The organism is Roseovarius sp. M141, from assembly GCF_024355225.1.
GTDB lineage: Bacteria > Pseudomonadota > Alphaproteobacteria > Rhodobacterales > Rhodobacteraceae > Roseovarius.
Map to the genome: position 1 here is coordinate 546788 of NZ_VCNH01000008.1, position 17872 is coordinate 564659.

General features: G+C 61.7%; 17 protein-coding genes, 1 tRNA gene and 3 pseudogenes. 16 read left to right on the top strand and 5 right to left on the bottom strand.

What is annotated here, in order from left to right; translation table 11 throughout:
- The first annotated feature begins 105 nt into the window (after positions 1–105).
- The 8 genes and pseudogenes from FGD77_RS06790 (at position 106) to FGD77_RS06810 (ending at position 5475) form a co-directional block, all read left to right on the top strand.
- Positions 106–1193 (top strand): IS3 family transposase gene (locus tag FGD77_RS06790; RefSeq protein ID WP_255007718.1). Its coding sequence is split into 2 segments (ribosomal slippage): positions 106–337 and positions 337–1193, totalling 1089 coding nucleotides; the frame shifts between segments, so codons are not numbered across the junction.
- A gap of 271 nt (positions 1194–1464) precedes the next feature.
- Entirely contained in the window at positions 1465–2004 is a 540-nt protein-coding gene (locus FGD77_RS06795) for a hypothetical protein (RefSeq protein ID WP_255007728.1), read from the top strand.
- 22 nt (positions 2005–2026) lie between these two features.
- Positions 2027–2197, top strand: a pseudogene (locus FGD77_RS22405) (NADPH-dependent FMN reductase); the annotation flags it as partial.
- An 87-nt stretch (positions 2198–2284) separates the two neighbouring features.
- The gene (locus tag FGD77_RS22410; protein ID WP_369682708.1) at positions 2285–2431 is read left to right on the top strand and encodes a hypothetical protein; all 147 of its coding nucleotides are present in this window, start codon (positions 2285–2287) and stop codon (positions 2429–2431) included.
- A pseudogene (locus FGD77_RS22415) lies at positions 2424–2696 on the top strand (LysE family translocator); the annotation flags it as partial. The gene FGD77_RS22410 and the pseudogene FGD77_RS22415, both read left to right, overlap by 8 nt.
- 1 nt (position 2697) lies before the next feature.
- A complete protein-coding gene (locus FGD77_RS22420; protein WP_369682709.1) occupies positions 2698–3051 on the top strand; it encodes a LysE family translocator in 354 nt (117 codons plus the stop codon).
- A gap of 56 nt (positions 3052–3107) precedes the next feature.
- The gene (locus FGD77_RS06805) at positions 3108–4205 is read left to right on the top strand and encodes an IS630 family transposase (protein WP_255007730.1); all 1098 of its coding nucleotides are present in this window, start codon (positions 3108–3110) and stop codon (positions 4203–4205) included.
- 463 nt (positions 4206–4668) lie between these two features.
- Entirely contained in the window at positions 4669–5475 is an 807-nt protein-coding gene (locus tag FGD77_RS06810; RefSeq protein WP_255007732.1) for a M15 family metallopeptidase, read from the top strand.
- 45 nt (positions 5476–5520) lie between these two features.
- On the opposite strand, the gene FGD77_RS06815 is transcribed toward FGD77_RS06810, so the two are convergent.
- Positions 5521–5865, bottom strand: a complete 345-nt coding sequence (locus tag FGD77_RS06815; protein ID WP_255007735.1) for a hypothetical protein — start codon at positions 5863–5865, stop codon at positions 5521–5523.
- 35 nt (positions 5866–5900) lie between these two features.
- On the opposite strand from FGD77_RS06815, the gene FGD77_RS06820 reads away from it, so the two are divergent.
- The 3 genes from FGD77_RS06820 to FGD77_RS06830 all read left to right on the top strand — a co-directional run bounded on the left by FGD77_RS06820 (position 5901) and on the right by FGD77_RS06830 (position 11259).
- Complete coding sequence (locus tag FGD77_RS06820) at positions 5901–9521, top strand: hypothetical protein (protein WP_255007738.1); 3621 nt, start codon at positions 5901–5903, stop codon at positions 9519–9521.
- Between the two features lie 1025 nt (positions 9522–10546).
- Positions 10547–10897, top strand: a complete 351-nt coding sequence (locus FGD77_RS06825; protein WP_255007741.1) for a hypothetical protein — start codon at positions 10547–10549, stop codon at positions 10895–10897.
- The gene (locus FGD77_RS06830; RefSeq protein WP_255007742.1) at positions 10894–11259 is read left to right on the top strand and encodes a hypothetical protein; all 366 of its coding nucleotides are present in this window, start codon (positions 10894–10896) and stop codon (positions 11257–11259) included. The genes FGD77_RS06825 and FGD77_RS06830 overlap by 4 nt, the downstream gene beginning before the upstream one ends.
- A 74-nt stretch (positions 11260–11333) precedes the next feature.
- On the opposite strand, the gene FGD77_RS06835 is transcribed toward FGD77_RS06830, so the two are convergent.
- Positions 11334–11723, bottom strand: coding sequence for a hypothetical protein (locus FGD77_RS06835; protein WP_255007744.1), 390 nt, complete (start codon positions 11721–11723; stop codon positions 11334–11336).
- Between the two features lie 216 nt (positions 11724–11939).
- Here FGD77_RS06835 and FGD77_RS06840 point away from each other — a divergent pair, with 216 nt between their 5' ends.
- The 3 genes and pseudogenes from FGD77_RS06840 to FGD77_RS06850 form a co-directional block, all read left to right on the top strand.
- Positions 11940–12614 (top strand): hypothetical protein, encoded by a 675-nt coding sequence (locus FGD77_RS06840; protein WP_255007746.1) that lies wholly within the window; start codon positions 11940–11942, stop codon positions 12612–12614.
- A 47-nt stretch (positions 12615–12661) separates the two neighbouring features.
- A complete protein-coding gene (locus FGD77_RS06845; RefSeq protein ID WP_255007748.1) occupies positions 12662–13312 on the top strand; it encodes a hypothetical protein in 651 nt (216 codons plus the stop codon).
- Between the two features lie 28 nt (positions 13313–13340).
- Positions 13341–14318 (top strand): annotated as a pseudogene (locus FGD77_RS06850) (recombinase family protein); the annotation flags it as partial.
- 559 nt (positions 14319–14877) lie between these two features.
- Here the strand turns inward: FGD77_RS06850 and FGD77_RS06855 are convergent.
- Together FGD77_RS06855 and FGD77_RS06860 are read right to left on the bottom strand one after the other, a co-directional pair.
- Positions 14878–14953: transfer RNA gene (locus tag FGD77_RS06855), tRNA-Ala, on the bottom strand.
- 84 nt (positions 14954–15037) lie between these two features.
- Entirely contained in the window at positions 15038–15364 is a 327-nt protein-coding gene (locus FGD77_RS06860; protein ID WP_255007751.1) for a TIGR02300 family protein, read from the bottom strand.
- A 104-nt stretch (positions 15365–15468) separates the two neighbouring features.
- On the opposite strand from FGD77_RS06860, the gene FGD77_RS06865 reads away from it, so the two are divergent.
- Both FGD77_RS06865 and FGD77_RS06870 read left to right on the top strand, forming a co-directional pair.
- On the top strand, positions 15469–16149 hold the full coding sequence (locus tag FGD77_RS06865) for a M48 family metallopeptidase (protein WP_255007753.1): 681 nt from the start codon (positions 15469–15471) through the stop codon (positions 16147–16149).
- 31 nt (positions 16150–16180) lie between these two features.
- Complete coding sequence (locus FGD77_RS06870; protein ID WP_303626356.1) at positions 16181–16828, top strand: GntR family transcriptional regulator; 648 nt, start codon at positions 16181–16183, stop codon at positions 16826–16828.
- A gap of 31 nt (positions 16829–16859) precedes the next feature.
- On the opposite strand, the gene FGD77_RS06875 is transcribed toward FGD77_RS06870, so the two are convergent.
- Positions 16860–17822, bottom strand: coding sequence for an acetyl-CoA carboxylase carboxyltransferase subunit alpha (locus tag FGD77_RS06875; RefSeq protein WP_255007755.1), 963 nt, complete (start codon positions 17820–17822; stop codon positions 16860–16862).
- Between the last annotated feature and the right edge of the window lie 50 nt (positions 17823–17872).

A 17872-nucleotide genomic window follows, 5' to 3' on the forward strand; every position in this document is an offset into this window, starting at 1 on the left:
AGTGGTCCGGCAAAACTGGTCAGCGTGTTAAGATGTATCCAACACTGATGACAGGATACACAAACGACGAAGAGACGCAGTTTCTCGGATAAATTCAAAGCCACGGTGGCGCTTGAGGCGCTGCGTGGTGACAAGACCGCGCAGGAGATTGCAGCCAAGCACAAGGTTCACCCGACGCAGGTGACGACGTGGAAACGACAGGCGGTTGATGGCCTGACCGGCGTATTTTCCGACAAGGCCAGGAAAGCGGAAGACAGCGAGGCCGAAGTGAAAGAGCTGCATGCGAAGATCGGGAAGTTGGCGGTAGAGACCGATTTTTTGTCACAAGGGCTGAAGCGATGAGCCCGACCGAACGCAAGGGACTGATCAACCGGGATCACACGGATCTGAGCCTGACCAAGCAGTGCAAGCTGCTGAGGATCAGCCGATCATCGCTATATTACACGCCGGTCGGGATAGGTGCCGGGACGCTGGAGTTGATGCATGAGATTGATCGAGTATTCACCAGATATCCGTTCTTTGGCAGTCGCCAGATCGCGGCCTGCTTGCCGAGAAACGGGTTCCGCGCTGGCCGCCATCGCGTCCGCCGCCTGATCGGCATCATGAGCCTGCAGGCGATCTACAAGGGCCCCGACACCAGCAGGAAACGCCCCCAGCACCCGATCTATCCTTACCTGCTGAGGAAGCTGCCGATCACACGCCCGAACCGCGTCTGGTGTAGCGATATTACAGACACCCCGGTGCGGCGCGGGGTCCTCTATCTTGTGGCGATTATGGATTGGGCGACACGGAAAGTGTTGGCGTGGCGGCTGTCGAACACGCTGGATGCCAGCTTTTGCGTCGAAGCTTTGAAAGAGGCCATCGCCAAATATGGCAAGCCCGAGATCATGAACACCGATCAAGGATCGCAGTTCACCGGGACGTCCTGGATCACCGCCCTGACCGACGCAAAGGTCAAGATATCCATGGACGGTCGGGAACGCCATCTCGACACTATCTTTATCGAACGCTTGTGGCGGTCACTGAAACAGGAGGCCGTCTATCTGCACGAATTGCAGGATGGTTTCCAAGCCAAATGCATCATCGACAACCGGATCGGATCCTACAACACTGAGCCGCCCCACACCGCCCTTGATAAGCGAGCGCCCGACGACGCATACTTCGATCAGGAACGAAACCAAAAGGCGGCATGAAACCAAACAGATTACATCTTAGTTGAACCGCAAATCTGTCCGAACAAGTGGGACCACTTCACGCCGTTGATGTTAATGCACAGATCGTCTGTCTGACATTTACCGAATCTCCTTAAAATGGAGTCCGAGCCTGCCCTGATAGCGGCGGGTTTGTCAAATATACAATCGCCAAAATTTATCTGACAAAAAAGGCCTGAATCGTGTTTCAGGTCTCGCGTTAGTGTTGCTGCCGATACGCCATCGGTATCGCAACCAAAGCCCCGAGGGTAAAATGTCAAAACAATCAATCTTCGCTGCAATTGCTCTTTCCACATGGGCCATTACGGCCCAAGCTCAAGACGCTATTGCTTTTAAAGAGTTCACCATTCCAGATGCACAAACCAACCGTCCACTCACTGTCGGTGTCTGGTATCCGACAACGTCCTACGGGCCAGTGACGACCGTTGGTGAAAATTCCGTCTTTTACGGCGCCGCTGCGCAAACCAATGCCCAACCAAGTGTTGCAGCGCATCCTCTTGTCGTTCTTTCACATGGCTATGGCGGTACCTGGCGGAATCTGAGCTGGGTCGCACAAGCTCTTGTTTCACAAGGGTACGTGGTCGCTGCCCCCAATCATCCTGGCACCACCGCATTTGAACGCACCCAGAGGACGCAGCCAAGCTTTGGGAACGCCCGCGCGATCTTAGTCGTGTCATTGACAGTCTCGTCGCAGATGAAACAATTGCTGGCGAGATTGACAGCGCCCGCATCGCTGCAATCGGCCATTCGCTTGGGCGAACATCGATCTGCCACTCTACAATGGCGACGTTGAAGACGCCCAAGGTATCCCTGAAATCGCTCAAGAACTGGCCGACCAAATCCGAGACGCGGACGTCGTCGTCATTGCAACGCCGGAATACAATCAGTCGCTTTCAGGCGTCCTCAAAAATGCGCTCGACTGGGTAAGCCGTGTTGATGGCAATCCTTGGGCCGAGAAACCGGTTGCTATTATGTCAGCTGCGGCAGGCCGAGCCGGAGGCGCGCGGGCTCAATATGCGCTAAGGCTTGCCCTTAACCCGTTTCAGCCTCGGCTCTTGACTGGACCTGAAATCGTGATCGCCAATCCGCAGGCGGAGTTCAACGAGCAGGGTCAACTGACGGGTGCGTTCTATATCGAAACACTTAGTACCTTGATGCAAAAGCTGCGTGCTGAAGTCTCCATCCAGCGCTCCACACCGTTGGAGGACCCCGATGCTTGACTACAGCCTCGTCCATTGGATTTCCTTCGTGACTACAGCAGGCGTTATTGTTGCAACCCCTGGCCCTGACCTTGCATGTATCTTGGGTCAAACTGTGCGTCACGGCCGACGGGCGGGCTCGTCTGCACTGGCAGGAATGTGTGCCGGTGCCACCTTCTACGTGGTATTTGTTACGCTAGGACTGGGCGCGCTCATATCTTCCTCCCCTTTCATGTTGACAGCTCTAAAATGGATCGGTGCCGCCTATCTTGTTTATTTGGGTGTACATGCGTGGCTCCCTTCCAAGATCTCCGACAAGACCACTATTGAGAATAGCGGGACGAACAAGCAGTTTCCGCCAAGGGCTATTCGTCAATCTGTTAAATCCCAAAGCAGTTTTGTTCTATCTCGCTTTCCTGCCCCAATTCGTCGTGGCCGGGGCTGGCGCGGAGGAACTTCAGATCGCATTTCATGGATGTCTGGTTATAGCACTTGCAGTGTTGATCTATGTTCCTGTGATTGTATTGACAGATCACATCGGAAAACGTGGGAAAGTAAGCTCGATCTCAGAAACCATACTAGAGCGCTTGATGGGGCTCACTTTAGTTGGTTTAGGCATGAAGGTCGCAACATCAAGCTAGTCACCCGGAACCAAATTTGCCATCATTGATATGAGGCAAATTTTGGGGGGTACGGCATGCGGGGTCGGGCATCTGTTGCGATTTCACTCAGCGATGAGGAGCGCGGTTTTCTGGAAGCGCAGTTGCGCAGGCACAAGGCGGCGCGGTCGCTGTCCGACAGGTGCCGGATCGTGTTGAGGTGCGCTGACGGCCTGACCAGCAAGGAGATCGCCGCCGAACTCGGCCATTCCGAGCATACGGTCGGCAAGTGGCGGCGGCGGTTTGCCGAGCAGCGCATCGAAGGCCTTTCTGACGAGTATCGCGCGGGCCGCCCACGAACGATCTCGGACGAACAGGTTGCCGATGTGATCAAACGAACGCTGGAAACCACGCCAAAGGATGCAACCCATTGGTCGATCCGGTCGATGGCCGAAGAAATCGGCCTGTCACACACCACGATTCGCCGCATCTGGAACGCCTTTGGGCTGCAGCCGCACCGCGCTGAAACCTTCAAGCTGTCCACCGACCCGCTGTTCGTGGACAAGGTGCAGGACGTGGTCGGCCTCTACATGTCGCCGCCGAACCGGGCTATCGTATTGTGTGTAGATGAAAAATCCCAGATTCAGGCGCTGGATCGCGAACAGCCGGTGTTGCCCATGGCCCCCGGCGTGGCCGAGCGGAGAACCCATACCTACACCCGAAACGGCACGACATCGTTGTTTGCCGCCCTCGACATTGCCACCGGAGCGGTGATCGGGAAGTGCTACAAACGCCACCGCGCGACGGAGTTCCTCGACTTCCTCAAGGAACTCGACCGCAGGATACCCAAGGGGCGGGACGTGCATATCGTCATGGATAACTACGCCACCCACAAGACGCCGGGGGTCAAGGCATGGCTGGCGCGCCGCCCGCACTGGCATGTGCATTTCACACCGACATCGGCAAGCTGGCTGAACCAGGTCGAACGCTGGTTTGCCGAGTTAACCCGCAAACAAATCCAGCGCGGCGTTCACCGCTCTGTCGCGGAACTCGAAGCCGATATCGCCGCATTTATCGATGCCCACAACGAGAACCCCAAGCCCTACAAATGGGTCAAGTCCGCCGACGAAATCCTAGCCTCCGTCAAAAGGTTCTGTCAGAAAACACTGGCAGGAACTTCAGATTCAGGTGACTAGAGTATCTTTCCACAATTCTTTTCGGTATGCGCATCTGCACAAGACTTGCAAAACCGCTGCCCCTTCTCTACACTACCGCGAACGGCGGTTAAAATTCATAACAGAAACGGTGGTTCTCGCGGCATGAATGTTGGGACCAGTTGTTCGCTGCGCAACGCCGCAAGGTCAGCTAGTGCGGGACTTAGTTGCCGTTTGCTGCATTTGCGCTTACGACTGCTTCCAGAAAACCTGTCGTTCAAAAACGGTCCTTATTGCCGGTGACAAAAACGATCGGGTTTTGGCACATCCTGCGCTGCCGAGAAGGTCGGAAAAGAGCCAGTATTCACCAATCATGCGCAGCGCACAAATGGCGTTTTCTGCAGATCTCGCTGCGGCCATGGCGCTTGGCGGACTGCCGATTTTGCGTTAAGCTCTTGGCCTAACGTAAACGGAGCGCGCAATGGGGGCAATCGGGGGTTCAGCTTTGGCGACAACGCTTTCCGCCGTGTTCGTGCTCGGCGCGACGGAGGCCCGGGCCTGCGAGCCGCGCGATTTCCTTGCCCTGCCCGTGCCCGCCGCGGGCACGGAGGTCGACGCCCTTGCCCTCTCCTATCCGGGGCTGAGGGTCGCGCCGGATGGGGACGCGGTGTCGATCGACAGTGAGGCTTGGCTGCCGCTGGGCGAGCGCCAGGCCGACCCCGCGCGGCGGCTTGTGGCGGCAACGATCCGCGACAGCTTCGCGGTGGCCTACCCGCTCCGCTTCGACTTCGAGGCCCGGCGCGCGCCCGAGGCCGACCCGGGACGCGCACGCAGCTCCGACCTTCTGGGTGCCCTCTACGGGAGCACGGAGGCGCAGGTCCGCGCCCGCGTGGTCCGCGTGGTCGAGCCGCGCCTCGCCGGTGTGGCCTTCACCGTCACCGCCGCGCAGGGAGTCGACTGCCAGCTCGCCGCCGCCCTCGACGCGATCGCGGCTGACGCCGCCACGGTGGCGCCCTTCTTCCAGGACGCGGCCGGCGGTTTCCTCTGGCGCCGCGTCGCCGGAACCGAACGGTTAAGCGCACACGCCTACGGCATCGCCATTGACCTCAATGCCGACCTCGGCGGCTACTGGCGCTGGACGGGCGCGGCCGAGGGGCGCGTCGGTGCCTACCACAACCGCATCCCCGAAGCCCTGGTCCGCGAGATGGAGCGTCGTGGCTTCATCTGGGGCGGCAAGTGGCACCACTTCGACGGGATGCACTTCGAGTACCGCCCCGAGATTATTCTTCACGCCCGCATGAACGCCAATTGACGCTTTTCTAACGAGACCATTTAGATGACGCATCGCCTAATTCTCCTACTCGCACTTTGCTTCGGATGGCCTGCTGGCGCGCAGGAAGTGATCGAGCGATACGAGGCGGTGATCGGCGCCCGAGACCGGATAAACTCCTCGGGCCGGCCGCTGAGTGACCTCGGAGCTATCCTCGCGCAGGACCGCGCCAACGTGCACCGCTTCGGCATCCGCCAGCCCGGTGACGTGCTCGACCGGGTCTTCACCGACCGGGGGACCAGGGCCGAGATGCCGGCGCTCGTGGCGCGGGGGCGCATCGCGCCCGACGCGGCCGCGGCGATCCTGTCGGGGAGCGAGGCCGCCGTCGTCGTCGAGGTGCTGGGCGTCGGCGGTAAGCCTAGCAATGTCCACGTAACGCTCGCCCCACCCCCCGCGCCGCGCCCGCCATGCCCGCCACCACAGCGCCGACCATGCCCGGCTTTGGCGCCGCCCCGCCCGCGCCGCCCAATGCCGCCGACGCGGTGGAGCCGGCGCCGTCGATCGCGGCTTGGTCCTTCCACACCGACCCGCACGGCTGGCGCGGTGTCGCGGCGGCACCGGGTGCCGGCACCCCGCCCCTGACACTCGCCTGCACCCGGCCGGGCGCAATACCGGCCGCCTATCCGGGCGAATCCATCCGCGCTCACGAGCCAGGCGTCCTCAACCTACTCATCGCGCCTGCCGCGCTTGTCGCGTCGGGCGACGTCGGCGCGCCGGGCGAACGGACGTTCACGGTCGCCGTTTCAGTCGACGGGCGCTCGCTGGGTCAGGCACCCGCCATCTTGATCGCGCCCGAGGGCCGCGTGGCGACGAACCTCCCCCTGGACCATCCCATCGTCGATGCGATGAAGGTAGGCGGTCGCCTCGCGCTCGAAGAGGCGACCACGGGTGCGACGATCGCCGTCGCGCTGACGGGCTCGCGCGACGCGCTCGACCGGCTCGCTGCATTCTGCGCGCGACCGCTTCCGCCCGCCCCCGCATCCGTGGCATCGGGCACCGCGTCGCCTGCGGGCGCGGCGGCAACGGCGGCGCCGAATACGAAGGGCCTCGTGATGATTGACGGGCGCGTGGCGCTCTGGTCGGGCACGATGGACGGCACGGCGCTCGGGTTCGACGCCGCAGTGGTGGACGCGCACGAGCGGGCGCTCGGCCGGCGTCTCTACCTCACCGCGCTCGTGAGGGGCGTGGACGACCTCGAGGCCGCGCTCGCCACCGAGACCGAGCCCGCCCGTCTCTGGCCCATGTTCCGGATCCTCGACGCGCAAGCGCAGCGGCGGGTGCGGGACCTCGCGCTCACGCTCGCCTCGTTCAACGGCGCGCAGCGCGAACGGTGTACTGCTGCAGAGGGCGAGCAGCAGCTCTGGAACTGCGGCACGCAACTCGTCGAGAGCACCTTCGACCGGCGGCGGGTCGCGCAGGCGATCTCCACCGAGGTGGTGGCGGCCACCCGCGCGGAGGCTTTCGAGGGGCCGCTCGACGTCACGGTGCTCTGCGGGCTCGGCAACCGCTTCGAGGCCGCCTACGACTTCCCGACCGGGTCGATCCACTGGGGTCGGCTTGTCAATGCCGGGGCCTGCGGCGCGGTCGAGCCGACGGACAAGGTGGATGGCTTCGATCGGCTCGCGCAGCAGACCGCCACGCTGGAGCTCGACGGCCTGCGCTCCGTGACGACGCCGATGGCGGTCGAGGAGGCCGAGACGCTGATCCGCTCGATGCCGGCGGATCCGGCCGAGGCCGGCGGCCCGCGGCGGCCGATGATGCTTCAGTTCCCCGCCCGGATCGACCTGACGCGGATCAACCTCCAGCCCGATGCGCAGGGGCGCTGGCGCCTCGACCTCAACCTTCTGCGGACGGGCCCCGCCGAGATCCGCTGGAGCGGCCGGCCCACCGAGGCGGTGATGCGCTTCGACGCGCCGACCTCGCTCGCCGCCGCCGTTGCGTCCAACGCCGACGAAGGCCTCGCGATGGGCGAGGGCGGACTTGTCCGCATGGCGGGACAACCGGTTGTCTGGGCCGGGTCGGTCGACGGCCGCGCGCTTGGCCTCGACGATGCCGCGGTCCGCGCCCACGAGGCGACGCTCGCGGAGGCCGTGCGGGCGACCACGCTTTTCGCATCCGCAGATGATCTGGAGGCGACGCTCGCCGCCGAGGAGGACCCCGACCGGCTGCGGCGCCACTTCGACGCCCTGCCGCAGGACGCGCAGGACCGCATCAGGGACGCGGGCCTCGCGCTCGCCGCGCCCGATACAACGCGGCGCAGCGTGTGCTCCGCCACCGTAGGAACCGCGGCCTGGGGCTGCGCGGTAGGGAGCCTCGAGACCACCTTCGATCGCCGACGGATAACCCAGGTGATCGCCGCCGAGGTCGCGGCCGCGGCCAAGGCCGCAGCCTTCGATGGCCCGCTGGAGCTGCGCATGCTCTGTGGACTCAATCGTCCGGTCGATCAGGCCTACGATTTCGAGCGCGTCGCGCTGCGCTGGGACCGCATGATCGATGCCGGCCAATGCGAGGGGATCGGCGCGCTGAGCGCGGTCGATCGCGGGGTCGAGGTCGTGGTGGAGCATCGTCTGGGCGCCGCTGTGCCCGTCGAGACGCCCATGACGCAAGCGGAGGCGGAGAACTGGATCACGCAGATGCCCTTTCGGCCCACCGAGATGGACGGCCGGATCCGCCCGATGATGCTGACCTTTCCCGCGACGCTGACGGTCGCCCGCGCGGGCGGGGATGACGGCGCTGCTGTGCGGGTCCGGGTGGCTCGGACGGGCGCGGTTGATCTGCGCTGGACCGGCCGCCCGGGCGAGCGAGTGATGAGCTTCGAGGCTGAGGCCGCCGCTGCGGCGGTGCCCGAGGCGTCCGAGGCGCAGGACGGCGCACCCCTCGACCTTTCCGACAACCGCTCCGTGGCAGCGGCGATCGAGACGGCGCCGCTGCTCGACGCGGCCCAAACGGAGGAGGCGGCCGCCGCCTTTCGCCTCGCGCCCGAACGCCTTGAAGGGCACCCCGTGCGCCTCCCCGCCTATGTTGAGAAGCGGGACGGCGCGCAGCGCTTCAGGCTGGTGGATTATATCGTCGAAGCTGAGGCGGCCGCCCGACTCGCGCAGCGCATGGGTCTCCCCCCGGAGGCGGTGGCGTGGACGCAGGTGCTGGGCAATGGGCCGGCACCGGAGGCGATGATAATTCTGCCTCGCCCCCTTGCCTCGGTCGAAAGCGGTCCGGTCCCCGAGGGGCTGCTCGCCGAAGGAGGCGGTGCGGCGGTGCTGGTTGGGCGCATCGGCCACCTGCGGCAGACCGAAGGAGAGGCCGGCCCCGCTCTCGTGGGCTTCGTCCTGCCGGAGCGGTTCGAAGTGATGGGCCGGGACGTGGCCGGTGATCCACGCGTCGCGGGCACCGTCGAGGTCGCGCCAGCGCCTGCCGCATCGGCCACGGCGCCGGCGACGCGCCTCTTCGTGCCGGGACCATCCTGGTATCTGATGCGCGCGGCCGAGCTCGCGGGTGTCGATCCGGGCGAGCACATCGATGCCGCGCTGGCGGCGACGGGGCAGTTCCAGCTCGACGTCTTCGCGCGGCTCGACGCGGCGGAGGCTTCCTTGGCCGCCGCCCGCGCGCTCGCCGCGGCGCATGAGAACGAGGAGCCGTGGGTGACGGGCACGCTCGCCCTCGGCCCCTACGATCTGGAGAGGGAGGCCTATCCGATCCGCTCCTTCAGCGTGTCCGCGCCGCCAGTGGACGGCGTGGAAAGGGCCCTCCTGCGGGAGGGGATGCCGCGCGTCGCGCAGCGCGGCACGTGGTTTCTTTTGCCATTGGCCGAAGCTCGGGCGCGGCGCGACACGGTCAACGCGACGACGACCTACCCCGCCCGCGCGCGCCTCCTGCTTGGCCCGCCGGAGCAGGGCCGGCGCAGCCCCAGCGCCCGGATCGGGGCCGTGTCGATCCTTGAGCCCGCCGCGTCGTCGTCGCGGCCGGTGATGGTGCCGACCACCGTGCGCGAGGGCGACGCCCTCTGGACGGTGGAGGCGGTGCAGGAGTGAGGGGTCAGCGCCCCTCGGAACGGCCTTGGAGGCGTGCCACGGGGCGAACTGCGCGTCGAGGCCGTTTCTTAGACTGCTGCTTGGGGCCGTCTTGATGCCGCCGAAGCGCTGCGAGATGTTGCCAGCCTGATCCCGCGGAGCATGGCCAGTCGAGCGACTTTCGAGGATCGCGCAGCCAAGTGCGATTTGTCCGCACTTTGGACACAAACCCCTTGCCATAACTCGTTCGCCAATGACGCTCGTTTTTGGCACATGCATAAAACACCCCGATTGACGCCGCCACAAACCCCATTCAAAGCCCAAGAAATTGTTGAAGGTTTTTGGCTATTCCGAGATGGCAGTCTTTCGGGGCGTTGCAGAATTTTGGTAATTTGCTCTCTTTCCCGGCTTTCATTGCGATCTGTCTGAACGACCGCTTCCGTGCTGCGGGTGCTCACTGAACCCCTTGCGACAGCCTGCTGCACTTATTTGTGAAAAACGACACCAAGATCGAGCTAGCGACGAACGGGCCATTGTTCGTCGGTCATTAGCGTCTTCAGCATGGGTTTGGCACGAACGACTGTTGAGGGCCGTTCGCACTCCGACACCACCTCCGGCGAACTTGACTTTTCATATGGCGATTTCTGCGCTTTGCTGTCCCTCTGCGCGGCGTACGGCATCTGTAAAAGCGCTCGCGACCGGTTGAAGGTCAGCCGAAGCTGATAGCTCGTTTCACAGGTTTTAGTCGCGTCAGAGACAAACCTTCTGGCGAAAAGTCAGAACTATCTGACGCTTCTCAGCAGACTATCTAAGACGTACCCGTCAGTATAGTCCGCCTATCCGGCTGCCATTTCCGGGATGGGACGCAGGCCCTCCAACATCAACAAAATGGAAAAACCATTGTCAAAAATGGAACATCTATGTGTCCATTTTCAGAGGTGGAATGGTGGACCCAAGGGGAGTGGAATCGAACCACCTCTTTGAAGTTCTACAGGAATGGGAAACCCATCTCGCACCCTATGATCTAGATGATCTGAGGTGCGGCGATGAACACCTTAGATAAACAATTCAATAAGTTAGCAAAAGATCAACGGCCCAAGTATCCGCCGCCGTTCTCGTTGCGCCTGACGTTCGAAGAGCGCACGAAGCTGGACGAATTGGCCGGAGGCCAGCCGCTTGGGCGGTACATCCGTGAGCAACTGCTCGGGAATGATGCTGCGCCGCGCAAAAAACGTGGGCGGTATCCGGTCAAGGATCATGAAGCCCTCGGGCGCGTCCTCGGCGCGCTCGGGTCTTCGCGCCTGTCCTCAAACCTCAATCAACTAGCACGCGCCTCCAATACCGGCTCGCTTCCGGTCACGCCGGAGACGGAAGCCGAGATTATGCTGCGCTCGTGATCTTACTGAGCGGAACCGCCGCTCTTCCGCTGTTTCATCCGTATTTCGCGCAATTCATCGGGCTGGCAGGGCCAGTGCCGCTGCTGATCAGCGCGCTCTGGAGCACCATCAAGCTCTGGCAGGTGCGCCAGGTCTCTAACTTGCGGACAGTCGATCTGCCTGACGTTTCAGATTCATTGGCGCGGGGTCACCATGATCCGGCACGCATCGCCACAAACGGTCCCGCCGCGCCGGAACGTCTGACGCGGGGGATGATCTGGCTGGCCATCGTAGCTCTTCCGCTCTGGCTCGGCTGGCCGCTCCCATTCCTTTGGCCTGCCTTGCTCTACAGTCTCTGGGCGCTTCTCCGGTGGATGCTGTGACATTGCCAAAAAAGAAAGCCCCGAAGCGCGGCAGACGCTTCGGGGCTTATCTCATTTCGGGCGGCAGTGTTGTCTCAGGCGGCGATGCCCTCAACGGCGCTGTAGAGGCGGCAATAGAGCTCGATCACCCGCACGCGGTTGTAAGTAATCGGGCTGGCGTAGCGTTTGGGCGCAGTGCCGCAGGGCGCGGTTTCCATGAAGAGCCCCATCCAGCGGTTGCCGACATCGGGGAACATCTCGTAGATTTCCTGATGGCGGAAGGGGCGCTGATCGGGGAAGTAAAGCCGACCATCGAAGTCCTCGATCTCGACCAGAACCCTCCGCCATGCAGCAAAGGAGCCGACTTCCTCGTGCATGGCGCGGGCGGGTTTCCAGATGTGCTCGCGGTATAGGCGGCGGTTGGCAATATGGTGATCGGCCAGAACAGTGATCTTGTCGTCCTTTGCGGTGATGGTTGGGAACATGGGTTAGCTTTCTCGTGTCTATGAAATCATGGGGTTGCTTTCTTGGGGCTTCGTTTTTGGCATCGTCCTACATGTGTCCTCTTTCTTCCAGGAACGCTTGATTGCGTCTGGGAGTGATATGAGCACAGATCAGATTTTTTCAGATACAGGTGAGCTTTACGGGGCGAGCATGCATCCATTAAGTACATCAGTATCCGTTGTTTACCTGCATATTTTATGCGCTATATTCGCGCGATGAAGAACCGCTACTGCATAGGCTCAAAGCTCCCCGAGGCCACATTCCGCGCGCTCGTGCGGGCATATTTCGTGGGCGCGACGACGGACGAGGCAGCGCGCGCGGCTAAGGTTTCGCAGGCAACCGTCAAAAACCTCTACCGGCGCATCACCTACCGCCTCGTGGATGATTTCGAGCTCTTCAAGTATCACCGCGAGTTGTTGACCGACTGCTTTGAGACGGGCGGGCGGCGCGTCGAAACCCTCAAGCGCTGCTTATGGCAGTGCCCCGGCGACAAAGGTTATGGCGAAGTCATCTACAGGGATACCTGCGCTGAGTGCCCGTTCGCCGCCGAGTTTCGGGAGGAGATGCAAAACGACCACGCAGTGCTCACCATGTATTTCGAGCGCCGTGGCCTTGCGCCTCTGACATCGTTTAGCTTCGTCAATCGCGCTGCCTATATCTTCGGGCAGAAGCGCTTTCTTTATGGGCCGAAGGAAAGCCGTCGCAGTCAGGCCGGAAAATTTATCCGTGAACTGAAGATCAATCCGCTCGGCTCCACAGGAACGAAGGAGCAGATTGCGGACCGTTATGTAAATTTAAAAGGCGTTAGGCCGCTCTGGTATGTCTCCAGTCGTGGCGAGGAATATTTCTTGCCTGATCACGACATGATGTGAGGGACGGTTTCTGCCTCGTTTCCGATTGCCTGCCGGGAGCCTTCGCGATGGGCGTCAAACATCGAAGGGCTGCATGGCCAGCTTTCTATCATCGAAATCAAGATGATGGGAACGCCACCATGCCACGAAAATGGAAAACTGCTAAGACGGCTTCCAGCGCCAAAAATTGCGCGGGCCGCATAAATTATGCTAAACTGAAAGTAGGTGAAGGAAACGATTTTTCCGAACTGGCATCTGAGGCGCTTGAAGCTTCTGACCAGCACCTGACTTTCAGGGCAAACGACCAAGAGCAACAAGGGCACGGTTTAACCGGCGTTTTTGCGCACCCTCGCGCCAATATGCGCAGACGGGCAGTTGATATTATGAGTAAAGATAATTTTGATAATGCGCCTGATCTCGGCAAAGCTCTTGGCTTCGCCATTGAAGATGGCAAGAAACTGAATGTTTATCTCGATGTCGAGAAGTACATGGCTCTGGTTGATGGTCTCAATCTGAGTAAACATCAAAAGGAGCAGATAATTCGGGAGCTCTGGAACATCGGCTTGGCCTTCTATGACCTGGGGTTTAGCTTACAAACGTTCGGTCAGCCTTGTGGAAAACTCAGCCCAAAAGAGGATGGGAGTGCCACAAACCGCAGAGATATGGTAAGCTCTCGGCTGAATACCCTGACAAAAACATTCAACTTATACGCGGCTTGACTACGGTGCCGCTGGAGAAGGAGAAGTCATGCATGACTCAGCAAAACAGCCAATAGCAGGCACCAGCGCTCTGATCTATTGCCGGGTCTCGGACAAGAAGCAAAAGACGCAAGGCCACGGCCTCGAAAGCCAAGAGCACCGCTGCCGCCAGTTTGCGGAAGCGCGCGGCTATGAAGTCGAGATGGTCTTCCCTGACGACATTACGGGAGGGATCGATTTTATGGAGCGCCCCGGCATGCGCGCTATGCTGGCCTATCTGGATGCCCAAAAGGGCAAGCCGTACGTAGTCATCTTCGATGATCCTAAGCGCTTTGCCCGTCACACCGAGTTCCATCTAAAGCTGCGGCGCGAGTTTGCCACGCGCGGCGCGATCATTGAATGTCCCAATTTTAAATTTGAAGATACGCCCGAAGGCCTCTTCATAGAAACCATCATCGCCGCACAAGGCCAGCTAGAGCGCGAGCAAAACCGCCGTCAAGTTATCCAGAAGATGACCGCCCGCGTCGAGAAGGGCTATTACGTTTTCAACGCGCCCGTTGGCTACCGCTATGAGCGCGACAGCGTGCACGGCAAGCTTCTGGTGCGTGATGAGCCCGTCGCCTCGATTATCGCCGAAGCCCTCGAAGGCTATGCTTCGGGCCACTTCCGCTCACAGAGCGAGGTTCTGCGGTTCTTTGAATCCAAGCCCGATTTCCCGAAAAGCAACAACTCTGGAGCCGTGCGTATCACCAAGGTCAGAGAAATCCTTGAGCGCCCGACCTATGCTGGGCTGGTAGGAGCCCCATGTTGGGGCGTGACCCTTCGTAAAGGGCATCATGAGTCCCTGATCAGCTTTACCACCCATGAGCGCATTCAGGCGAAGCTGAAAGGCACAGCGAATGCGCCAGCCCGCAAGGACATCAACGAAGACTTTCCGCTGCGCGGCTTCGTGGTCTGTGATGATTGCGATCAGCCCATGACCTCGTGCTGGTCCAGAGGCCGCAGCCAACACTACGCTTACTATCTCTGCGACACACCGAACTGCGACTCGAAGCGCAAGTCGATCCGGCGCGCTGATATCGAGGATGGCGCAGAAAGCCTGCTAAGCAGCCTGCAACCGGCAACGCAGCTCTATAAACTCGCCAAAGCCATCTTCACTGATATCTGGGAGATGCGGCGCACTGAGGCCAAGGCCGCGCGCGGCACCATAGAGGCGCAGCTTGCCGATACGGAAAAGCAGATTGAAGCGCTGATAGGCCGTATCATGGATTCCGGCAGCGCGACCGTAATCAGCGCTTACGAAAAGCGCATCGATGAGCTGGAGCGGCAGAAGCTGAGATTAAGCGAACAGGCTGACGCATGCGTGCCTTCGCACGGACGCCTAGAGGAATTTATCGAACCGGCCTTTGCGTTTCTTGCAAACCCTTGGAATATTTATCAAAAGGGTAGTTTCGCTCTTAAGCGGACAGTGCTTAAACTGGCCTTTGCAGAGCCGCTCAGGTACAGCCGCGAAAACGGTTATCGAACCGCCGAAATCACCTTTCCATTCAAGGTGTTAGCGGATTTTTCAACACTAAATTGTGGGATGGTGGAGCCTAGGGGGATCGAACCCCTGACCTCCTGCATGCCATGCAGGCGCTCTCCCAGCTGAGCTAAGGCCCCGATGCGGCCCATGAGGCCACTGAGTGCTGATTAGGCAAAGCGCCGGGCAGGATCAAGCGAAAAAATCCAGCCCGGCACGCAATATCAATTGTCGTCGTCGTCCGAAGCAACGTCGGCGATCTCGTCGAGCGAGACATCCTCGTCGTCGTCCTCGTCCTCCAGCACGTCGTCGCCCAGATCCACGTCGACGTCATCATCATCGTCCAGCACCGCGTCATCGTCGGTGTTGGCCTCTTTCATCTTCTTGGTCTCGGCATCCTCGGCATCGGCCTTGATCGAGCGGCTCTTGCCGATGTTCAGCTCGACCACTTCGCCGGTATACGGGCTGACGATCGGGTCCTTGTTCAGGTCGTAGAAGCGCTGGCCGGTCGTCGGGCACAGGCGCTTGACGCCCCATTCTTCCTTGGGCATGTGCGTCCCTTTCAAATATGGTGCCTTGCATGCGATCTGCGCCACCTGCCATAACAGGGCAAGGGTGTCAAAGCCTTTGAGCAATTGCAGCACAGATCAGGCATATGGGCCAGCATATTCTTCCCGGCAACCCCCCTATCGCAGTTACGCTGCGCCGTTCGGCGCAGGCGCGGCGGATTTCCTTGCGCGTGTCGGCGCTGGATGGGCGTGTCACGCTGACCCTGCCCAAGGGTCTGCCCGAGCGTGAGGCGCTGGATTTCGCCCGCTCGAAACAGGATTGGCTGGCCGGGCATCTGGCGGATCGCGCGCCCGAAGTGACCCTGGCGCCGGGCGCCTCCCTGCCGGTCGAAGGGCGCATGCTGCGGCTGGAGGCGGGCATTGGGCGGCGGGTGACGTCATCGGGCGATACCCTGCTGGTGCCGGGCGGCAATCCCGCGCGCTTGCAGGCGTGGCTGAAAACGCTGGCGCGCGATCGGCTGGCGTCAGCGTCGGATCGCTATGCGGCTGCGCTGGGGCGTCCCTATGCGCGCATCACGCTGCGCGATACACGCTCGCGCTGGGGGTCGTGTTCGTCGACTGCCGGGCTTAGCTATTCGTGGCGGCTGATCATGGCGCCGCCCGAGGTGCTGGAATATGTCGCCGCGCATGAGGTCGCGCATCTGGAGCAGATGAATCACTCATCCGCCTTCTGGGCCATCGTCGCGCGCCTGATGCCCGACTATCAGACACATCGCGACTGGCTGCGCCGCAGCGGAACGGCGCTGCACCGCTACCGCTTTGATTGACGCGGATGCGGTTTGTGATCACAACAGCTTCATGTTGATGAACCCCCGGCCCGATCCGACACCTGCCGCGCATGACCGCGTTTATCGCGGGCTACGCAGCCGAATCATGTACGGCCAGATGGCCCCGGGCGAATCACTGACGCTGCGCGGCGTGGGCAAGAACTACGACGTGTCTATGACCCCCGCGCGCGAGGCATTGCGCAGGCTGGTGGCCGAAGGCGCGCTGACGCTGAGCAGTTCGGGCCGCGTTTCCACCCCGGAGCTGAGCAATGACCGGATCGAGGAATTGGCCGCCCTGCGGTCCCTGCTGGAGGTCGAACTGGCCAGCCGCGCCCTGCCCCGCGCGCATATCGCGCTGATCGACCGGCTGACCACGATCAACGCCGCGATTGCCGAGGATATCGCGCGTCAGGACGCCGTGGCCTATATCCGCCGCAATCTGGAGTTTCACCGCACGCTATACCTGCGCGCGCAGGCGCCCGCGATGCTGGCCATGGCCGAAACGGTATGGCTGCAACTGGGCCCGACCATGCGCAAGCTGTACGGCAAACTGCGCCAGAAAGAACCGCCCCCCTATCACCGCATCATCATCAGCGCGCTCAAGGCCGGGGACGAACCGACGCTGCGCCTTGCCGTGCGGTCGGACGTCACCCAAGGGCTGCGGATGCTGACAACCTAGGCGTTTCACCTCAAGTTTCAGGCGAAACGCTTTAGGCGGCCAGACCCTTGCTGCCCATGTCCAGGAATTTCTGGCGGCGGTCTGCGATCAGCGCCTTGGGGCTTTTGCCGTCCAGTTCCTTGAGCATTTCGCCCAGCGCCTTGCCGACATTTTCCATCGCCCTGCCCGCAGAGCGATGCGCACCGCCCATCGGTTCGTCAATAATGCGGTCGGCGACGCCCAGCTTGATCAGATCCTGCGCGGTCAGGCGTAGCGCCTCGGCGGCCTCGCGCATTTTCTCAGCATCCTTCCACAGGATCGACGCGCAGCCCTCGGGCGAGATCACCGAATATACCGAATGTTCCAGCATCGCCACGCGGTTGGCGCTGGCAAAGGCAACCGCGCCGCCTGATCCGCCCTCGCCGATCACGGCGCTGATCAGTGGCACGCCGATTTGCAGGCAGGTTTCGGTCGAACGTGCGATCGCCTCGGACTGACCGCGCTCTTCGGCGCCCTTGCCGGGATAGGCGCCGGGGGTGTCGACCAGCGTGATGACGGGCAGGCCGAATTTATCGGCCATTTCCATCAGGCGGATCGCCTTGCGGTAGCCTTCGGGGCGGGCCATGCCGAAATTGCGCTCGATGCGGGATTTGGTGTCGCTGCCCTTCTCATGGCCGATGACCATGACCGGGCGGTCGTTCAGCCGCGCAAGCCCGCCCATGACGGCGTGATCGTCGGCAAAGTTCCGGTCGCCGGCCAGCGGCGTATATTCGGTAAACAGCGCCCTGATATAGTCGCGGCAATGAGGCCGCTCGGGGTGGCGGGCCACCTGGCATTTGCGCCACGGCGTCAGATCCCTGTAGAGATCACGCAGCATGGTCGCGGCCTTCTTGTCCAGGGCGGCAGCCTCTTCTTCGACATCCACGCCTTCGCCGGCGCGGGCCATCGCGCGCAGCTCTTCGGCCTTGCCCTCGATCTCGGCGAGGGGTTTTTCAAAGTCGAGGTAATGGGTCATCCGCAAAGCTCCGGTTGGTGCCCGCGATATATGGCGGGGCAGAGGCGGAA